Here is an 18,360-nt window from a genome sequence, read left to right on the forward strand (position 1 = left end):
CTCCCGCACCGGCCCTAACCGCGGAGCTCCTGGGTGCAGCACTTCACGCTGCCGCCGCCCTTGAGCAGCTCGCCGAGATCCATCGGGAGGGGTTCGAAACCGCGCTCGCGCAGCGGGTCGAACAGGCCCGTGGCGGCCTGGGGCAGCAGCACGTGGAGCCCGTCGCTCACCGCGTTCAGCCCGAGCGCGGCGGCGTCCGCCTCCTCGGCGATCAGCGCGCCCGGGAAGAGCCGCGCCAGCACGGCCCGGCTGCCCGGCGAGAAGGCCCCCGGGTAGTACATGATCTCGTCGGCCGCGTCGTCGAGCACGCTCAGCGCCGTGTCCAGGTGGTAGTAGCGCGGATCGACCAGGTCGAGGCCGATCACCGGCCGCCCGAAGAACTCCTGCGCCTCGCCGTGCGAGAGCGGACTGGACCGGAAGCCCCGCCCCGCCAGCACGTACGAGGACGTCACGGCGAAGTCGCCCTCACCCTCGTTGACGTGCACGGGTTCCTGGAACTCGGTGAAGCCGTGGCCGCTGAACCAGTCGCGGTGGGCGGCCGCCTCCGGGAACCGTTCCTGATAGGCGAACCGTGCGCCCAGGACCCGGCCGTCGATGACGGTGGCCCCGTTGGCGGCGAAGACCATGTCGGGCAGGTCCGGGTGGGGGGTGAGCAGCTCGACGGTGTGGCCGAGGGCCCGGTAGCGGTCGCGCAGGTCCTCCCACTGCGTCTGCGCCAGCGGCAGGTCGACGGGCTTGGTGGGGTCCATCCACGGGTTGATGGAATACGTCACCCTGAAGTGCGCGGGGGCGCACATCAGGTAGCGGCGGGGTGTGGCCTGGCGGCGGGGTGTGGCTTCACGAGGCAACGAGGGCTCCTCACGAATCGTCGCGGCGGCGTTGGTGGCCCCCGCGGCCGGTGCGTCGCACGGGTGTGTGCGTGAGCCCATGGTGCGCCGTCCCGGGCCGCGGGCACAGTGGACCGAACGGGTGGTTCCGTACAGCTGTGTGACGTATGACCGCTCCGTCCCCCGTGAGGGGGTCGGTCCTCCCCGCCCAGGCCTCCGATCACCTGAAATTCACCTGCGATTTCATGGCAATCAGGGTGATAGCGGTCACCTCCGGGCCTCGGCCGTCGCACCCCGCTTCAGGACTCTGGCCACCCGAAGCGCAGGATGGTGGGACCATGGGCAGGGGCAACGCTGAGGTAAGGGGATAGATGGGCGCCGATTTCAGCCGTGAGCGCGGCTCGGAGAGCAGGTTTTCCCACTGGCTGCGCCGACGGCCCAAACCGCAGCCGGGCGATGTCGACGGCACCGCGCGGGAGGCGCTGCTCCTGGCTGTCGCCGAGGCCGGGATGCCGATCGCGCCCGCCGCCCACCCGGTGGGCTACCGATGTTCGTGCGAACGCATCGGCTGTCCCACGCCCGCCAGGCACCCGGTCTCCTTCGCCTGGCAGACGCAGTCCACGACCGACCGCGCCCAGATCGAGCGCTGGGCCGCCGGCCAGCCGCAGGCGAACTTCATCACGGCCACCGGCATGATCCACGACGTTCTCGACGTCCCGCTGTCGGCCGGCACCCAGGCGCTGGAACGGCTGCTCGCCGCCGGGGTCGAGGTGGGCCCGGTGGCCCGGTCGGGCGACGACCGGATGCTCTTCTTCACCGCCACGCGCGGTACGCCGGAGGACGAAGACGAGTGGTGGCCGTGCGAGCTGGACTGCCACCCCGAGACGATGGACGAGCACCCCGGGCTGCGGTGGCACTGCCGGGGCAGCTATGTGCTGCTGCCGCCGGCCATGCTCCCCGGTGAGCTGGACGTCCGGTGGGTGCGGGGGCCGGAGAATCCGCTGCCGGACCCGCTGACGCTGCTGGAGACCCTGACGGACGCGTGTGCGCGGTTCGTGGGCTCCGCGGAGCAGAGCGACGTCGACCACGAGTCGGTGGCCTGGCCGCTGAGCCGGTAGCCGGGCGGGAGCGGAGGGCGAGGGGCGCCGGACCGGCCGGCCGGCCCCTTGCCCGGCGCGGATGAAGAGGCCGGGGCCGGGCCCTCAGGACCCTTTCGCCGCCGTCAGGCCCGGCACCCGGTTCAGCATGATCACCTTGCCCGTACCGGCGCCCTTCTTCGGGACGTACACCAGCTGGCTGGACACCCGCTCCTTCGTGAGCGTGCTCACCACCTCGCCGGTCATCAGCGCCGCGACGTCCGGGGAGACCGTCGGGCGCAGCCCCTTCGCCGCGGTCTGCCGTTCGAAGTGTCTGCTGCTGAAGAAGACGAGCGCGCCGCCGTCGGCCGTCTCCAGGCCGAGCGGTCCGAACACCCCGGTGTTCAGCGGCTGGTCGATGAACTGGTACGAGAAGCCGGCCCGCCGGGTGTTCAGGCGGGTGGTGCGCCAGGCCGAGGTGGACACGCCCGGGGCGAAAACGTCCGGCGTGCCCTTTTGCAGGTACCCCGTGTACTGCGCGCCCAAGTCCGCCGGAGCGACCGCCAGTTCGGTGCTGTCCTCGGCCACCGGAGTGGCCCGCCCCTCGCCGTCCTTCGCGAAGTCGGGGAGCTGGGAGGGGGTGGTGACCGCCAGGTAGGCGGCCTTCCACCCCGCGTCGGGGCCGGACTTGACGAAGACGAACAGCCAGCGGGTGTCCCGCTTCCCGCTGTCCTGGTCACGGTTGGAGTCCGTGTCCGCGAGGAACCACCGCGGCCAGCCGGCCTTCTTCGGGATGACGTAGTGCGCGTCGGTCAGTTCCAGCGGCCGGTGGTTCGCGTTGCCGTTCGGATTGTTCTTCTGCCGGGCCCGCAGACCCGCCTGGTTGATCGCGCCGAGCGCACCGGTGACCTGGTCCGCGTCCAGCGCGGGATCGTAGGCCTTGTCCGCCGCGTTGTACGCGGTGGTGAAGTCCGCCAGGGCCCGCGCGGCCTCAGACCGCGTCGCCGCCCGGACGACTTCCAGCTCGCCGTGCACCGTCACGCACCCGCTCGCCGTCATGCTCAGCACCGTCGCTGCCGCGAGCCCCGTCGCCAGCCGAACCGGCCTCAGGCTTCTCATCCGTTGCTTTCCGCGTCTTCTGATCCGTCGCCCCCACCGCGGGGCCCTCTGACCGTCCGAACCCTACCGGGGCGAGGAACAGCGCGAGAGTGGGGATCAGATACAGCGCCCACACCGTGATCTGGAGAACGGTCGGATCGGGCTGGAAGTTGAACGTCCCCTTCAACAGGGTGCCGTACCAGCTGTCCGGCGGAATCGTGGCGCTGATGTCGAACGCCCGGTTCTGCAGACCGCCGAGGAACTCGGCCTCCTGCAGGTCATGGACGCCGTAGGCGAGCACACCCGCCGCGACGACCACCAGCATGCCGCCGGTCCAGGTGAAGAACTTCGACAGGTTGATCTTCAACGCGCCGCGGTAGAACAGCCAGCCCAGCACGACGGCCGTGACGATGCCGAGCAGCGCGCCGATCATCGGGTGCCAGCCGTCGTCCGCCGCGTGCACCGCACGCCACACGAACAGCGAGGTCTCCAGGCCCTCCCGGCCCACCGCGAGCAGCGCCGTGGCGACCAGGGCGCCGGTGCCCATCGCGAGCGCCGCGTCGAGCTTTCCGTGCAGCTCCTTCTTCAGGTGCCGTGCGGTGCGCCGCATCCAGAAGACCATCCAGGTGACGAGGCCGACCGAGAGGATCGACAGCGAACCGCCGAGCGCCTCCTGGGCCTTGAACGTCATCTCCTGCGAACCGAATTCGAGACCGGCGCCGAAGGCCAGGCTGACGACGACCGCGATGCCGACACCGGCCCAGATCGGAAGCAGCTTGTGCCGGTTGCCGGTCTTCACGAGGTACGCGATGAGGATGCAGACGACGAGGCTGGCCTCAAGGCCTTCGCGCAGGCCGATCAGGAAGTTGCTGAACACGTTTCGGTTCCCTTTCCGCTTCGAGTCCCGTTACGAGAACAGCGCCCGGCCCCACCAGTCGTCCTTGTCGCGGACGCCCGGCGGGACGGCGAAGTGCGCCGAACCCACGTGCTGGATGTACTCGTTGAGTGCGTCGTGTGCCGCCAGGCGCCGCTGCAGCGGAATGAACGCCTTGCGGGTGTCGCGCTGGTACGCGAGGAAGAACAGCCCGGCGTCGAGCCGGCCCAGGCCGTCCGTCCCGTCGGTGAAGGAGTAGCCGCGCCGCAGGATCGTCGCCCCGCCGTTGGTGTCGGGGTGCGCGAGCCGCACGTGCGCGGTCGGCAGCATCGCCTTCAGGAACGGCTCGTCGCGCTCCTTCGCCTTGCCGACCGGGGCGCCCTCGCCCTTGTCGCGGCCGAAGACGTCCTCCTGCTCCTGCAGTCCGGTGCGGTCCCAGGTCTCGATGTGCATCCGGATGCGCCGGGCCACCAGGTAGGAGCCCCCGGTCATCCAGCCGGCGCCGTCCTTCCCGCCGACCCACACGTGCTGGTCGAGGGCGGCGGTGTCGGTGCCGGCGATGTTCCGGGTGCCGTCCTTGAAGCCCATCATGTTGCGCGGGGTCTGGGCGTCGGGCGTCGTCGAGGACGTCTTGCCGAAGCCCAGCTGCGACCAGCGGATCGCGGTGCGGCCCATGCCGATCCTGGCGAGGTTGCGGATGGCGTGCACCGCCACCTGCGGGTCGTCCGCACAGGCCTGGACGCACAGGTCGCCGCCGCTGCGGGCCTTGTCGAGGTTGTCGCCGGGGAACTTCGGCAGGTCGACGAGCGCGTCGGGGCGCCGGTCCTCCAGACCGAACCGCCCCTTGGCGAACAGGGAGGGGCCGAAGCCGATCGTCAGCGTCAGCCGGGACGGCTTGAGCCCCAGGGCCTCGCCCGTGTCGTCCGGCGGCGCCTCGGCCAGGCCCCCGTAGGCGCCGTCGCCGACCGCGTGCCCTGCCGTCATCCGCTCGGCCGCCCGGGTCCACTCCTGGAGCAGCGCGACCAGTTCGGCCCGGTCCTTCGTCGTCACGTCGAACGCGGCGAAGTGCAGCCGGTCCTGGACGGCCGTGGCGATCCCGGCCTGGTGCGCACCGTGGAACGGCACCGCCGCACCACTGTCCGCGGCCGCCACCGGGGTGTCCCCGGAACGCACCGCGGCCACGGCGCCGCCGGCCGCCACCGCGCCGAGCGCGAGCCCGGCGCCGCCCCAGCCGAGCAGGGCGCGCCGCGACGGGGCGCCCCCCGAAGCGTCGGCGCCGTCGCCGGGTGTCTGGTGATTCTGCTCGGACATGCCGGGAGCCCCTTCTCCGCCGGTTACTTCGTCACCGCGGCGGCGAGCCGCGAGAGGGGCTCGGCCAGCGCGTTGACGGCGTCCGACAGTTCCTTGCGGTCCGCCTTGCCGACCTTCTCGTACGAGGTGAACACGTACGAGCTCTTGTCCGTGCGGTACTTGTCGAGCAGCGTGTTCAGGGCCGCGAACCGCTTGTCCAGGGTGGTGGTGAGCGCCGCGTCGTTCTTCGCGGCGATCGGCTTCAGCAGCGCGTAGGACTTCTCCGCGCCCTCGACGTTGGCCTTGAAGTCGACCAGGTCGGTGTGGCTGTAGCGCTCCTCCTCACCGGTGACCTTGCCGGTCGCGACCTCGTCGAGGAGTTCCTTGGCGCCGTTGGCCATCGAGGTCGGGGTGATCTCGGCCGTGCCGACCCGCTTCTGCCAGTCGAGCAGGTCCTTGTAGAGGGTGGGCGCGAGGGCCTTCTCCTCGGTGCCCAGCTTCTTGTCCTGCCACAGCGCCTTCTCCAGACGGTGCCAGCCGGTCCACTTCTGGCCGTCCTCCAGGCCGTCCTCGCGGACGTCGACCTTCGGGTCGATGTCGCCGAAGGACTCGGCGACCGGCTCGGTGCGCTCCCAGCCGATACGCGAGTCGGCGTACGCCTTCTTCGCGGCCTCGACGTCACCGGCGGCGACGGCGTCCGTGAAGACCTTGACCTTCGGCAGCGTCTCGTCGGCCTGCGCCTGGACGTAGGTGCGGTAGGCGGCGACGGCCTGGTCCATCTCCGGGCTGCGCTTGGCCACCTTGCCGCCGCTGACCTCGATCTTCTGCCGGATGCCGTGGCCCTTCATGCCGGGCTTGCAGGCGATCTCGTACGAACCGGCCTTGATCTCGGCGGTGATGGTGGCCTTGGTGCCCGGGCCGATGTTCTCGCGCTCGGCGACGATGCGGTCGTCCGGGAACAGGACGTACACCTCGGTGACCTTGGAGCCCTTGTTCTGGACGGCCAGCTCGACGTGCCCGGCCGGCAGCTTCGTCTCCGAGACGTCGCAGGAGTCGTCCTTGGCGACGACCTGGACGGCGCCCTCGCCCTTGCCGTCGCTCTTCTCGGCGCAGCCCGTGACAGCGGTCAGGGCGGCCACGGTCGCGGCAGCGGTGACGACGGAGAAACGAACGGCTCGCATGCGGGCTCCACTTGAGGACGAAGGAGAAGAGAGAGGAACGGGCGGACAAAGGCGGGTGAGGCGGACCTAACTTAACCGAGGCTTACCTAGCCCGTACCCACCCATGCAGTGATTCAGCTCTCACTGCCCACCCACAGGAACGGGAGGATCACGGTCGACCCATGAGCGAGCCCTCAAAGGGTCAAGCAATGGTCAAGAATCCCTTTCCGGGTACGGCGAGAGGCGCCTCTGCCCGCGGATGCGGGAACACCTCGACCCGGCTGCCGCTCGCCCTCGCCGGGCACCGCGCGCGTGAACACCCCGGCGGCGGCCCTCGCACGGGGCGAGCGCCCCGGCGGTGCTTGAATGCGCACGTGAACGACTACGACGTACCCGCCGGCATCGACGTACTGCGCGTGTTCTGCGGCCCCGACGGCCGGCACGGCAACGCCCTCGGCGTCGTGCGCGACGGGCGCGAGCACCCCGACGAGGTCGCGCGGCAGGAGCTCGCCGGGAAGCTCGGCTTCAGCGAGACCGTCTTCGTGGACGACCCGGAACGCGGCCACCTGGACATCTACACCCCCGGACTCCGCCTGCCGTTCGCCGGGCATCCCGTGGTCGGCGCCGCCTGGCTGCTCGACCTGGAGATCCTGGAGCTGGGCGTGGGGGAGGTCTTCGCCCGCCAGGACGGGGAGTTCACCTGGATCACCGCCCGCCCCGAGTGGGCGCCGCCGCGCACCCTCCAGCAGTACGGCTCGGTCGGCGAGGTCGACGCGCTGCCCGCCCCGCCGCCCGGCGAGGGCTGGCTCTACGCCTGGGCGTGGGAGGACGAGGCCGCGGGCCGCGTCAGGGCGCGGGCGTTCCCCCGGCGGGACGACGGGATCGCCGAGGACGAGGCGACGGGGGCGGCGGCGCTGCTGCTCAGCGACCGGCTGGGCCGCGCGCTGAACATCAGACAGGGCCGCGGCTCCCAGATCCTCACGGCACCCGCACCGGACGGCGCGGTCGAGATCGGCGGCCGGGTCGTCCTGGCGGTCAGGGGCTGACCGCCCGGACGGAATGCCACGCCCGTCCGCCTTCCCGACGCGCTGTCGGCAAGCCCGGCAGGCGGAAGAGGAAACGGCCGCCCCCCGGAAGGGGCGGCCGTCGGACGGCGGGGCCGGCGGGGCTACGGGAGCGTGAGGATCTCGGCGCCCGTCTCCGTCACCACCAGCGTGTGCTCGAACTGCGCGGTGCGCTTGCGGTCCTTCGTGACCACGGTCCAGCCGTCGTCCCACATGTCGTAGTCGTGGGACCCGAGCGTGAGCATCGGCTCGATGGTGAAGGTCATGCCGGGCTGCATCACGGTGGTGGCGTGCGGGCTGTCGTAGTGCGGGATGATCAGCCCGGAGTGGAACGAGGAGTTGATCCCGTGCCCCGTGAAGTCCCGCACCACTCCGTAGCCGAAGCGCTTCGCGTACGACTCGATGACCCGCCCGATGACGTTGATCTGGCGGCCCGGCCGCACCGCCTTGATCGCGCGGTTCAGCGACTCCTCGGTGCGCTCCACGAGCAGCCGCGACTCCTCGTCCACGTCACCGCAGAGGTAGGTGGCGTTGTTGTCGCCGTGCACGCCGTTGATGTACGCGGTCACGTCGAGGTTCACGATGTCGCCGTCGCGCAGCACCGTGGAGTCCGGGATGCCGTGGCAGATCACCTCGTTGAGCGAGGTGCAGAGCGACTTGGGGAAGCCGCGGTAGCCCAGCGTCGAGGGGTACGCGCCGTGGTCGCACATGAACTCATGGGCGACCCGGTCGAGTTCGTCCGTGGTGACGCCCGGGGCGATGTGCTTCGCGGCCTCACCCATCGCCTGGGCGGCGATGCGTCCCGCGACGCGCATGCGCTCGACGGTGTCGGCGTCCTGGACCTCCGGGCCGGTGTACGGCGTCGGGGCGGGCTTGCCCACGTACTCGGGGCGCCGGATGTTTCCGGGCACGGATCGGACGGGAGTGAGCTCCCCTGGTACAAGCAGCGACTGGCCAGACATGTCAGCGAGTTTAAAGCCTGTGTCTGGGGCACCATGGCACCGAGGAAAGGAACCGACGATGGCTCTCTTCAAGAAGCGCACGGTCGGCAAGCCGGGCGAGTGGTTCTACTGCCTGGAGCACAAGAAGGTGGAGGAGGGCCCCGAGTGCCCGGCCAAGGACCGCTTCGGCCCGTACACCTCCCGCCAGGAGGCGCAGCACGCCATGGAGACCGCGCAGGAGCGGAACCTGGAGTGGGAGACCGACCCCAAGTGGCACGACCGCAAGGACCCGGACGAGAACGCGGGCGGCTGAGGGCGCGGGCGGCCGGGGGCGGGGCCCGCGCCGCGGGCTCAGCCCGTCGGTGCCGTCCGCAGGGCCTCCTCGCTCCGCGCCCGCCTGCGCAGCGCGTCCTCGTCCGTCGCGGAGTCGTACGTGAGGAGCTTCGGCAGGGCCGCCGCCAGCAGCGCCACCGAGGCGACACAGGCCACGCCCCCGCTCCAGACCGCGGTCCTGGTCCCCGTCCACCCCGCCATGCCGCCGGCCCGGACCTGCCCCAGCTGCGGGCCGACGCTGTACGAGAGCACCTCGATGCCCGCGAGCCGCCCCCGCAGCTCCTCCGGGATCGTCTGGTTCCAGATCGTGACACGGCCGAGGCCGCTGAGCATGTCGCCCGCGCCGGCGACGGCCAGGCAGACCAGCACCAGCCCTACGTCGCCGAACACTCCTGATCACCACCGCGCCGGCGGGGGCGCGGTCAGCTGGTCGGCGAGCCGGGACAGCCGGTCCCGGAAGCGCCGCCGGCCGCGCGGCACGGGCGCGCCGTTCTCCCCGGCCGCCGCGCTGACCAGGTGCTGGACGGTGTCCAGGTCCACATCGTCGCCGTCCGCCACGGAGAGCGCCTCGTGGGCGAGCCCCCGCACCTCCGGATCGCCGTTGTCCAGCGACAGGACCGTCGCCCCGGCCCGGCGGGCGTCGTGCACCCGCTCCAGCAGCCCCTCGCCGGGCCGCTCCGGCACCACCACGAGCAGCGTCTCGCCCCGCCCGGCCGCCTCGATCCGACCGAGCCCCACCGCCAGGTGCGCGGGGTCGCCGGGCTCCACCCGGTGGCGCACCAGCGTGGGCGTCAGCTCGGGCAGCCCCGACCAGGCGGACTCGTCGACCAGGTGGGCCGCCAGATGCCACGGCTCGTACACCTCGGTCCCCACCAGCAGCAGCCCGCCGCCGTGCGGCGCCACGGACGAGCGCAGCGTCCCGGCGAACCGTCGGGCGGCCGCCGGCCACTGCGTCCCGGCCAGCACCTCACGCAGCAGCGCCACACGTACGGCATCCATGGCCCGGCATCATGCACCACCCCGCCGGCCCCGCACCGGCGAACGGCGGCACAATCATCCGTACGGGAGGCGCGCGAAGGGCCGTCCCACTGGCCGAGGACACACCGTCCCACTTCCGTACCTGGCAGTAGTGTCGGGGCCATGACTACGAATGACAGCGGCAGCGCCCCCAAGCCCCCCGCCAAGGACCCCTGGGACCTCCCCGACGTGTCCGGCCTGACCATCGGCGTCCTCGGCGGCACCGGGCCGCAGGGCCGCGGACTCGCCTACCGGTTCGCCCGCGCCGGACAGGCCGTGATCATCGGCTCCCGTGCGGCGGACCGGGCCCAGGCCGCCGCCGACGAGCTGGGGCACGGTGTCCGGGGCGCGGACAACGCCGCCTGCGCGCGCGACAGCGACGTCGTGATCGTCGCCGTGCCGTGGGACGGGCACGCGAAGACCCTGGAGTCCCTGCGCGACGAGCTCGCCGGCAAGCTCGTCATCGACTGCGTCAACCCGCTCGGCTTCGACAAGAAGGGCGCCTACGCGCTGAAGCCCGAGGAGGGCAGCGCCGCCGAGCAGGCCGCCGCCCTGCTGCCGGAGTCCCGCGTCACGGCCGCCTTCCACCACCTCTCGGCGGTGCTGCTCCAGGACGAGGCGATCGAGGAGATCGACACCGACGTGCTGGTGCTGGGCGAGGCACGCGCCGACACCGACATCGTCCAGGCGCTGGCCGGCCGGATCGCGGGCATGCGCGGCATCTTCGCGGGCCGGCTCCGCAACGCCCACCAGGTCGAGTCGCTCGTCGCCAACCTGATCTCGGTCAACCGCCGCTACAAGGCACACGCCGGGCTGCGCGCCACCGACGTCTGAGCGGCCGCCCGCCTCGCCGACACCCCACGGCCTCGCGGCGACGGCCGTCGGCGGCGCACCCTGCTCGGCGCGGCCGGGGGCATGGGGGACACTGGACGGGACCGCGCATCATCCCCCGACAGGAGCCACCCCCATGCCCCGCCTCGCTCTCTACGCCGTCGCCGTCTGCGTCCTCACCGTCGTGGCGGCCGTGATCTCCTTCGTGCAGGGCAGCTGGCTCCTCGGGGTCGTATGGGTGCTGCTGGTCGGCCTCTCGTCGAACATGGCCTGGTACTACGTACGCCGGCAGCGCGCCGCCCGGCCCGCGCGGGGCGCGTAGCGGCTAAGGGCTGTCCCGTAATCCCTGGCGTGCGCACGACGACAGCTACGGCACCTCGCCGCGTTGCCGGAACGCCCGAATACATCCAGTATGCGGACGCTCCTCCGCCTTGCGATGCACCGCATCTGACGCCGCGCGCTGATCCACCAGGGATTACGGGACTGCCCTTAGCCGTTCACCGCGCAGACCGGATTCGCGCCCTGCCAGAACCGGTAGGCGTCGAGACCGCAGTACGTGTCGAAGTCGCTGACGCCCAGCGACCGCAGCAGCGCGTCGACCGCGTCGAAGAAGGCCGCGTTCACCTCGGGGACCCACAGCAGGCCGAAGACCGCGATCAGCCCGAACGGCGCGATCGGCTCCACCGCGCGCCGCACCGGGTGCGAGAGCCACGGCTCGATCACCCCGTAGCCGTCCAGCCCCGGCACCGGCACGGAGTTCAGGATCGCGGCCGTCACCTGGAGCAGCGCCAGGAAGCCCAGGGCGTGGCGGAAGGGCACGGGGACGCCGTCCAGCCCGTCCAGCCAGAACGGCGCGGTGCACACGAGCGCGAACAGGACGTTCGTCAGCGGGCCCGCCGCCGAGATCAGGCTGTGCCGCCAGCGGCCGCGGATCCGTCCCCGCTCGATGAAGACCGCGCCTCCGGGCAGCCCGATGCCGCCCATGATCACGAACAGCACGGGAAGCACGACGCTCAGCAGCGCGTGGGTGTACTTCAGGGGGTTCAGCGTGAGGTAGCCCTTGGCCCCGATGGAGATGTCGCCGCTGTGCAGCGCCGTCCTGGCGTGGGCGTACTCATGCAGACACAGGGACACCACCCAGGCCGCCGTGACGAACAGGAACGTGGCGAAGCCGGGCTGCCCGGCGAAGTCCGTCCACACCGCCCAGCCGGACACCGCGGTCACGGCGGCGATGCCGAGGAAGACCGGGCTGATCCGCCGGTCGCTGCGGGCTGTTGCGGAAGTCATCGGCGGGCTCCTGGTGGCTGCGGGGACGGCGGGAGCGGGCGGGCGGCGAGCCCCGACCGTACAGGCGACACGCGGAAAACGTCTCGCATCGGGCGGGTGGTTCCATGAAGGGTGGGGGCATGACGGGCTGGAATGCGGGCGGAGCGAGCGGGTACGGCCGGGCGGCTGTGGATGACCAGGACCCCGTCACGGACAATGGGCGCGTGCGCTACGGCATCCTCGGTACCACCCAGGCACTCCGCGACGACGGCACGGCCGTCGCCATCGGCGGGGCGCGGCTGCGCGCCCTGCTCGCCGTGCTCGCGCTGCGCGCGGGCCGGACGGTGCCCGTCGCGGTGCTCGTCGACGAGGTGTGGGACGGCGACCCGCCCGCCGACGCGCCGGGCGCCGTGCAGGCGCTGGTGGGCCGGCTCCGGCGGGCGCTCGGCCATGCGGCGGTCGCCTCCGCGGACAACGGCTACCGGCTCGCCGTCGAACCGGACAGCGTCGACCTGTACCGCTTCGAACGCCTCGCGGGCGAGGGGGCGCGAGCCCTGGACGCGGGCGATCCGGCGAAGGCCCTGAGCCTCCTCGGCGACGCGCTCGGCCTCTGGCGGGGACCGGCGCTGGCCGACCTGCCCGACCGGCACGCCGTCGCGGCCCGCTGGACCGCCCGCCGCCTCGACGCCCGCCGGACCCGGCTCGGCGCGGCGCTCGCGCTCGGCCGGGCCGACGAGGTGCTGCCGGAGCTGGCCGCGCTCTGCGACGAGCACCCCATCGACGAACCGCTCCAGGCCCTGCGGCTGCGGGCCCTGCGCGACGCCGGACGCACGGCCCAGGCGCTGGCCGCGTACGACGAGGTGCGCACCGTACTCGTCGACCGGCTCGGCACCGACCCCGGACCCGAGCTGAGCGCCCTGCACGCCGAACTGCTCCGCCAGGAACCGCCGCGGCCCGCCCCGGCAGCCGCCCCCCGGTCCCCCCGCACCCCCGCGCCGGCCGTCCGGCAGGGCAACCTCCGGGCCAGGCTCACCAGCTTCGTCGGACGCGAGCGCGATATCGACGCCCTGCGCGACGACCTCTCCCGGACCCGGCTGGTCACCCTGCTCGGGCCCGGCGGGGCGGGCAAGACCCGGCTCTCCCAGGAGACCGCGGAATCCTTCGACCCCGCGGCCTGGCCGGACGGCGTCTGGCTGGCCGAACTCGCACCCGTCGACGACCCCGACGCCGTACCGGAGGCGGTCCTCGGCGCACTCGGCGCCCGCGAGACCGTGCTGCGCGGCGCCGGCGCCGAGGAGCTCCGGGCCGCCGAACGGGGAGCGGGCGAACGAGGGGCGGACGAACCGCTCTCCCGGCTCACCGAGCACTGCTCCCGGCGCCGCATGCTGCTGCTCCTGGACAACTGCGAGCACGTGATCGAGGCCGCCGCGGCGCTCGCCCACCATCTGCTGGCCCGCTGCCCGGAGCTCACCGTCCTCGCCACCAGCCGCGAACCCCTGGGCGTACCCGGCGAGTTCGTCCGGCCCGTCGACCCGCTGCCCGACCCGACGGCGCTGCGGCTGCTCGCCGAACGCGGCGCCGCCGCACTGCCCGGCTTCCGCGTCGACGCCGACGAGGCGACGGCGGCCGCCACCGCCGAGATCTGCCGCCGGCTGGACGGTCTGCCGCTCGCCATCGAACTCGCCGCCGCCCGGCTGCGGATGCTCACCCCGCACCAGATCGCCGACCGGCTCGACGACCGGTTCCGCCTGCTGACCAACGGCAGCCGCACCGTGCTCCCGCGCCAGCAGACCCTGCGGGCCGTCGTCGACTGGTCCTGGGACCTCCTCGCCGAAGACGAACGCACCACCCTGCGCCGGCTCTCCGTCTTCGCCGGCGGCTGCACCCTCGAAGCGGCCGAGGCCGTCTGCGCGGACGGCCCTCGGCAGGCGCGGGAGGTCGCCGGACTGCTGGGCTCCCTCGTCGACAAGTCCCTGGTCGTCGCCGCTCCCGCGGCGGACGGCCAGATGCGCTACCGCCTCCTGGAGACCGTCGGCGAGTACGCGACGCAGCGGCTCGACGAGGCGGGGGAGCGGGACGCCGTCGAACGCCAGCACCTCGTGTACTTCCGGGAGCTGGCCCGGACCACCGACCCCCTGCTCCGCGGCTCCGGACAGCGCGCCGCCATCGATCTCTTCCAGCGCGAGTACGAGAACCTGCGCACCGCGCTGCGCCACGCCGTCGCCGCGCGCGACGAGCAGGAGTCGCTGTGCCTGGTGATCTCGCTCTCCTGGTACTGGCAGATCCGCAACCTGCGCGGCGACGCCCTGCACTGGGCCGACGCCGCCGCCGCGCTCGGCCCCGACCCGTTCGCACCGCCCGTGCGGCCCGCGCCCTCGATCCACGAACGCTGCACCGACGCGCCCCCGCCCATGGGGCCCGAACTGCTCCAGGAGGCGCGGCGCCAGGTGGGACTGGTCCAACTGGTCAACATGGACCACGCGATGGACGAGTGGACGAACCAGGCCAGCATGGTGCGGCTGCGGGGGATCGCCTCCGCCTACCGGGCCGGTCAGCCGCAGACCTGCCGGAGCCCCGCCTCGCTCTGGTTCTTCGCCGTCATGCTGACCGGGGGCGTTGCCGACCTGCGGCACCTGCTGGACGAAACGGTCCGCGCCGCACGGGAGTTCGGCTTCGAGTGGGAGCTCGCCGCAGCGCTCCAGATGCGCGCGAACGTCCTGGCCAACCGCCCCGACTGGGCGGGCGCGGCGCATGTGGACGCCGACGAGAGCCTGGAGATCTTCAGCCGCCTCGGCGACGACTGGGGCATGGCCGAGTCGCTTTCCTCGCGCGGCGAGGCGAACGAGAAGACGGGCGACTACGCCCGGGCGGCCGAGGACTACCAGGCCGCGATCGGCTACGCGGAGAAGCTCGGCGCCCTGGCCCAGGTGTCGGTGCTCCGCACCCGGTACGCCTCCGTCCTCACCGAGGTCGGCCGCGGCGCCGAGGGGGAGGCGATCCTGCGCGACGTGCTCGCCGAGGAACGGCACGCCGGGCACGAGGCGAGGCCGGCGGCCCGGCTCTTCCTGGCCATGTGGCTGGGCCGCTGCGGCCGTACCGGCGAAGCGCGCGAGCAGTTCCTCGTACTGCTCGAAGAGTTCAGGTCCCAGACCATGGCGATATTCGAGGGCTTCGTGCTGGGGGGCCTGGCCTGGCTGGACAACCAGGACGGGAACTACGCCGACGCGCTGGACGGCTGCCGGAAGGCCCTGCTGCGCCTCGGCGATCCGCTGACGCAGATGGTGGCCCCCCAGATGGCGGTGATCCACCTGGTGACCCTGGCCTGGGCCCTGGGCGGGCTCGGCGAGGAGCGCGGGGCGGTGCTCGGTGCGCGGCTGCTGGCCGCCAGTCGGGCGCTGCTGCCGAAGGGGCACTTCCTGACGTGGATGGAGCGGGAGAACTTCCGCCGCGCGGAGGAGCTGGTCCGCGCCGTGCTCGGGGACTTCGCCTACGAGGCCGCGTACGCCGAAGGCGGCGGCCTCTCCATGGAGGAGGCCACCGCCCTCGTGGACGCGTACCGGAGGTGAACCGCTTCGGTCAGGACTTCTTGCGGAACTTGGACACCGCGAGCGGGGCCATGACCGCCGTGATGACCACGGTCCAGCCGAGCGTCAGCCAGACCGAGTTGCCGAGCGGGCTGCCCATCATCAGACCCCGGGCCGCGTCGGCCAGGTTGGACAGCGGGTTGTAGTCGGTGAAGGTCTGGAGCCAGCCGGGCATCGTCGTGGGCGGGGTGAAGATCGAGGAACCGAACTGGAGCGGCATCATCACGATCATCCCCATCCCCTGGACGGCCTGCGCCGTCTTCATGGCCAGTCCGAGCAGGATGAAGATCCACATGATGGCCGCGCCGAAGGCCGCCGCCAGCCCGATGGCCCCGATCAGCCCGAGCACCGACCCGTGGAGCTCCAGGCCGAGCGCGAAGCCCATGCCCAGCAGGATGAGCGTGGCGACCATCATCCGGCCGAGCTCGACCACGATCTTCGCGATGAGCACCGAGGAGCGGGCGATCGGCATCGTACGGAACCGGTCCATGACCCCCTTGCGGAAGTCGTCGTTGACACCGGAGCCGACCGCCATGGCGATGTTCATGCCCATCATCGCCATCAGGCCGGGGATCAGGTAGTTCAGGTACTCCTGCCGACCGCCGCCCATGCTGCCGCCGACGGCGCCGCCGAAGACGTACACGAACAGCAGCACGAAGATGACCGGCATCAGGAGGGCGTCGAACATCGACTCCGGATCCTTCTTGATCTGGAGCAGATTGCGCCGCACCAGCGCCCCGATGTGGCGCAGGTTGTTCCGCAGTCCGATCCGGCCCTCGTCGTGCAGCTTCGAGGCGGGGGCGACCGCGGCCGCGTCGGTGGGGGCGGGCGTCAGAGTCGTCGTGCTCATGCCGCGACCTCCTGGGGAATCGTTTCGGTGACGGTGGCCTTGTCGCCGGTGATGGCGAGGAACACCTCGTCCAGGCTGGGCAGCGCGGTGGCGACGTGCGCCAGCGAGAAGCCCCGGGTGCCGAGCAGGCCGATGACGGCGGTGAGCTGCTCGTCGCTGAGGATCGGCACGTACAGCAGCCCCTCGTCCGGGACCGCCTGGGCGCCCGCCACACCGTCGAGGCCGGCCTCCCGGATCGCCTGCGCCATCGCGGCGAGTTCGGCCGGGTCGGAGGGGCGGATCTGCAGGGTGCGGCCGCCGACCTTGGCCTTCAGCTCGTCGACACCGCCGCGGGCGATGATCTTGCCCTTGTCGATGACGGTCAGCTCGTCGGCGAGCTGTTCGGCCTCTTCCATGTACTGGGTGGTGAGCAGCACGGTCGCCCCCTCCGCGACCATCCGCTGCACCTCGTCCCAGACCTCGTTGCGGGTACGGGGGTCGAGCCCCGTCGTCGGCTCGTCCAGGTAGAGGACGGCCGGGCTGCCGATCATGGAGGCGGCGAGGTCCAGCCGGCGGCGCATACCGCCGGAGTACTCCATCGCGGCCTTCTTCGCCGCGTCCGTGAGCGAGAAGCGCTCCAGCAGCTCGTCGGCGCGCGAGCGGGCCTTCTTGCGCGGCAGGTCGAGCAGCCGCCCGATCATGTAGAGGTTCTCCCAGCCGGAGAGCTTCTCGTCGACCGAGGCGTACTGCCCGGTCAGGCCGATGGTGCGGCGCAGCGCGCGGGGCTGCTTCACCACGTCGTAGCCCGCCACGACCGCGTGTCCGGCGTCGGGCTGGATCAGGGTGGACAGCACACGGACGAGGGTGGTCTTGCCGGCGCCGTTGGGGCCGAGCACGCCGAGGACGGTGCCCTCGCGCACATCGAGGTCCACGCCGTCCAGGGCCTTGGTCTCGCCGTAGTGCTTGACCAGTCCCCGTACCTCCACGGCGTTCGTGCCGCTCCTGGGGTTCTTGTCGATTCGCGTCATGTCCACCATCAGACCAGCCGCCACCGACAGCCTGCCGACAGTCCGCCGACAGCAGGACGACAGCCCGCCGATGGGGGAAGTCGGCGGGCTGTCGGTGGTGCGGCAGTGGTCGGTCGGCGCCCGGGGCGGAGGCCGTCGGGCGATGCGGCGCGGGACGGGCCCCGTGCTAGTGGAAGGTGTGCTCCGGCGCCGGGAAGGTCCCGCCGACGACCTCGTCCGCGTACGCCTTCGCCGCGTCACCGAGGATCTGGCGCAGGTCGGCGTACTGCTTGGTGAAGCGCGGCACCTTGCCGCCGGTCAGTCCGACCATGTCGGTGTAGACCAGCACCTGGGCGTCGGTGTCGGGGCCGGCCCCGATCCCCACGGTCGGGAGGTGCAGGGTGCGGGTGACCTCGGCGGCCAGTTCGGCCGGTACGAGTTCCAGGACGACGGCGAACGCGCCCGCGTCCTGGACGGCCTTGGCGTCGCGCAGCATCTGCTGGGCGGCCTCCTCGCCGCGGCCCTGCACGCGGTAGCCCATCGCGTTGACGGACTGCGGGGTCAGGCCGATGTGGGCCATGACGGGGATGCCGGCGTCGACGAGGAGCTTGATCTGCTCGTGGCTGCGCTCGCCGCCCTCCAGCTTGACGGCGCCGACCCCGGACTCCTTGATCAGCCGGGTGGCGTTGCGCAGGGCCTGGACCGGGCTCTCCTGGTAGGCCCCGAACGGCAGGTCGGCGACGATCAGGGCCCGCTTGGTGCCCCGGACGACGGCCGCGGACAGAATGGCGATCTCGTCCATCGTGACGGGCACGGTGGTCTCGTAGCCGAGGTGACAGTTGCCCATGGAGTCACCGACGAGCATGACCGGGATGCCGGCCTCGTCGAAGACGGACGCGGTCATCGCGTCGTAGGCGGTCAGCATGGGCCACTTCTCGCCGCGCGCGGTGGCGGCGGCGATGTCGTGGACGGTGACGCGGCGGTTGCTCTTGCCTCCGTACAGCGCCTTGCTGCTGTCGGAAGGGGTTACCGCGGGGGGTGTGGCGGTCTGGTTCTGCGCAGCCTGAAGCGACATGGCCAACGGCTCCTTCGTCATCTCGAGGCGCCCTGACGGCGTCCCCGGATCGCTTCCATGGTGGCATCCCGGAGCCGTTCACGGGAAG

The 18,360-nt window shown here is 72.1% G+C and carries 17 protein-coding genes and 1 pseudogene; 6 read left to right on the forward strand and 12 right to left on the reverse strand.

Annotated features, from left to right (window positions below; all coding sequences use genetic code 11):
• Window positions 1-14 precede the first annotated feature (14 nt).
• Complete coding sequence (gene ddaH / locus ABZ454_RS30335; protein ID WP_359542701.1) at window positions 15-929, reverse strand: dimethylargininase; 915 nt, start codon at window positions 927-929, stop codon at window positions 15-17.
• Between the two features lie 269 nt (window positions 930-1,198).
• Between ddaH and ABZ454_RS30340 the strand changes: the two genes are divergently transcribed.
• On the forward strand, window positions 1,199-1,945 hold the full coding sequence (locus ABZ454_RS30340) for a bifunctional DNA primase/polymerase (RefSeq protein ID WP_356322162.1): 747 nt from the start codon (window positions 1,199-1,201) through the stop codon (window positions 1,943-1,945).
• Between the two features lie 84 nt (window positions 1,946-2,029).
• On the opposite strand, the gene ABZ454_RS30345 is transcribed toward ABZ454_RS30340, so the two are convergent.
• Genes ABZ454_RS30345 through efeO form a run of 4 tightly spaced genes read right to left on the reverse strand, consistent with a single transcriptional unit; the run spans window position 2,030 to window position 6,346 of the window.
• Window positions 2,030-2,962, reverse strand: coding sequence for a hypothetical protein (locus ABZ454_RS30345; protein WP_359542705.1), 933 nt, complete (start codon window positions 2,960-2,962; stop codon window positions 2,030-2,032).
• Window positions 2,895-3,878, reverse strand: coding sequence for an iron uptake transporter permease EfeU (efeU, locus tag ABZ454_RS30350; protein WP_359542708.1), 984 nt, complete (start codon window positions 3,876-3,878; stop codon window positions 2,895-2,897). Before efeU ends, ABZ454_RS30345 begins: the two co-directional genes overlap by 68 nt.
• A gap of 30 nt (window positions 3,879-3,908) precedes the next feature.
• Entirely contained in the window at window positions 3,909-5,186 is a 1,278-nt protein-coding gene (gene efeB / locus ABZ454_RS30355; RefSeq protein WP_359542710.1) for an iron uptake transporter deferrochelatase/peroxidase subunit, read from the reverse strand.
• A 23-nt stretch (window positions 5,187-5,209) separates the two neighbouring features.
• Window positions 5,210-6,346 (reverse strand): iron uptake system protein EfeO, encoded by a 1,137-nt coding sequence (gene efeO / locus ABZ454_RS30360; RefSeq protein ID WP_359542712.1) that lies wholly within the window; start codon window positions 6,344-6,346, stop codon window positions 5,210-5,212.
• Between the two features lie 353 nt (window positions 6,347-6,699).
• On the opposite strand from efeO, the gene ABZ454_RS30365 reads away from it, so the two are divergent.
• On the forward strand, window positions 6,700-7,371 hold the full coding sequence (locus ABZ454_RS30365) for a PhzF family phenazine biosynthesis protein (RefSeq protein ID WP_359542714.1): 672 nt from the start codon (window positions 6,700-6,702) through the stop codon (window positions 7,369-7,371).
• 122 nt (window positions 7,372-7,493) lie between these two features.
• On the opposite strand, the gene map is transcribed toward ABZ454_RS30365, so the two are convergent.
• Window positions 7,494-8,351 carry a type I methionyl aminopeptidase gene (gene map, locus ABZ454_RS30370; RefSeq protein WP_359542717.1) on the reverse strand — a complete coding sequence of 286 codons (858 nt, stop codon included), beginning with the start codon at window positions 8,349-8,351 and terminating at the stop codon, window positions 7,494-7,496.
• Window positions 8,352-8,409: 58 nt separating this feature from the next.
• Between map and ABZ454_RS30375 the strand changes: the two genes are divergently transcribed.
• Window positions 8,410-8,643, forward strand: a complete 234-nt coding sequence (locus tag ABZ454_RS30375; protein WP_356322155.1) for a hypothetical protein — start codon at window positions 8,410-8,412, stop codon at window positions 8,641-8,643.
• Window positions 8,644-8,681: 38 nt separating this feature from the next.
• On the opposite strand, the pseudogene ABZ454_RS30380 reads toward ABZ454_RS30375, so the two are convergent.
• Window positions 8,682-9,050 (reverse strand): annotated as a pseudogene (locus ABZ454_RS30380) (MFS transporter); the annotation flags it as partial.
• Between the two features lie 9 nt (window positions 9,051-9,059).
• Window positions 9,060-9,662: a hypothetical protein gene (locus ABZ454_RS30385; protein WP_359542720.1), complete on the reverse strand. Its 603-nt coding sequence runs from the start codon at window positions 9,660-9,662 to the stop codon at window positions 9,060-9,062.
• Window positions 9,663-9,803: 141 nt separating this feature from the next.
• On the opposite strand from ABZ454_RS30385, the gene npdG reads away from it, so the two are divergent.
• A complete protein-coding gene (gene npdG / locus ABZ454_RS30390; RefSeq protein ID WP_356322152.1) occupies window positions 9,804-10,514 on the forward strand; it encodes an NADPH-dependent F420 reductase in 711 nt (236 codons plus the stop codon).
• A gap of 133 nt (window positions 10,515-10,647) precedes the next feature.
• Window positions 10,648-10,833, forward strand: coding sequence for a hypothetical protein (locus ABZ454_RS30395; RefSeq protein WP_356322151.1), 186 nt, complete (start codon window positions 10,648-10,650; stop codon window positions 10,831-10,833).
• A 167-nt stretch (window positions 10,834-11,000) separates the two neighbouring features.
• Here ABZ454_RS30395 and ABZ454_RS30400 read toward each other — a convergent pair whose 3' ends face one another.
• Window positions 11,001-11,798, reverse strand: a complete 798-nt coding sequence (locus tag ABZ454_RS30400) for a site-2 protease family protein (RefSeq protein WP_359542723.1) — start codon at window positions 11,796-11,798, stop codon at window positions 11,001-11,003.
• A gap of 203 nt (window positions 11,799-12,001) precedes the next feature.
• Here ABZ454_RS30400 and ABZ454_RS30405 point away from each other — a divergent pair, with 203 nt between their 5' ends.
• On the forward strand, window positions 12,002-15,343 hold the full coding sequence (locus ABZ454_RS30405; protein ID WP_356322149.1) for a BTAD domain-containing putative transcriptional regulator: 3,342 nt from the start codon (window positions 12,002-12,004) through the stop codon (window positions 15,341-15,343).
• 10 nt (window positions 15,344-15,353) lie between these two features.
• On the opposite strand, the gene ABZ454_RS30410 is transcribed toward ABZ454_RS30405, so the two are convergent.
• The 3 genes from ABZ454_RS30410 to panB form a co-directional block, all read right to left on the reverse strand.
• Complete coding sequence (locus ABZ454_RS30410) at window positions 15,354-16,211, reverse strand: ABC transporter permease (RefSeq protein WP_356322148.1); 858 nt, start codon at window positions 16,209-16,211, stop codon at window positions 15,354-15,356.
• Window positions 16,208-17,227, reverse strand: coding sequence for an ATP-binding cassette domain-containing protein (locus tag ABZ454_RS30415; protein ID WP_356322193.1), 1,020 nt, complete (start codon window positions 17,225-17,227; stop codon window positions 16,208-16,210). The genes ABZ454_RS30410 and ABZ454_RS30415 overlap by 4 nt, the downstream gene beginning before the upstream one ends.
• Window positions 17,228-17,384: 157 nt before the next feature.
• Window positions 17,385-18,272 carry a 3-methyl-2-oxobutanoate hydroxymethyltransferase gene (panB, locus tag ABZ454_RS30420; protein WP_359542726.1) on the reverse strand — a complete coding sequence of 296 codons (888 nt, stop codon included), beginning with the start codon at window positions 18,270-18,272 and terminating at the stop codon, window positions 17,385-17,387.
• Window positions 18,273-18,360 lie beyond the last annotated feature (88 nt).

Origin of the sequence: Streptomyces sp. NPDC005803 (genome assembly GCF_040630435.1) — a bacterium.
Classification (GTDB): Bacteria; Actinomycetota; Actinomycetes; order Streptomycetales; family Streptomycetaceae; genus Streptomyces.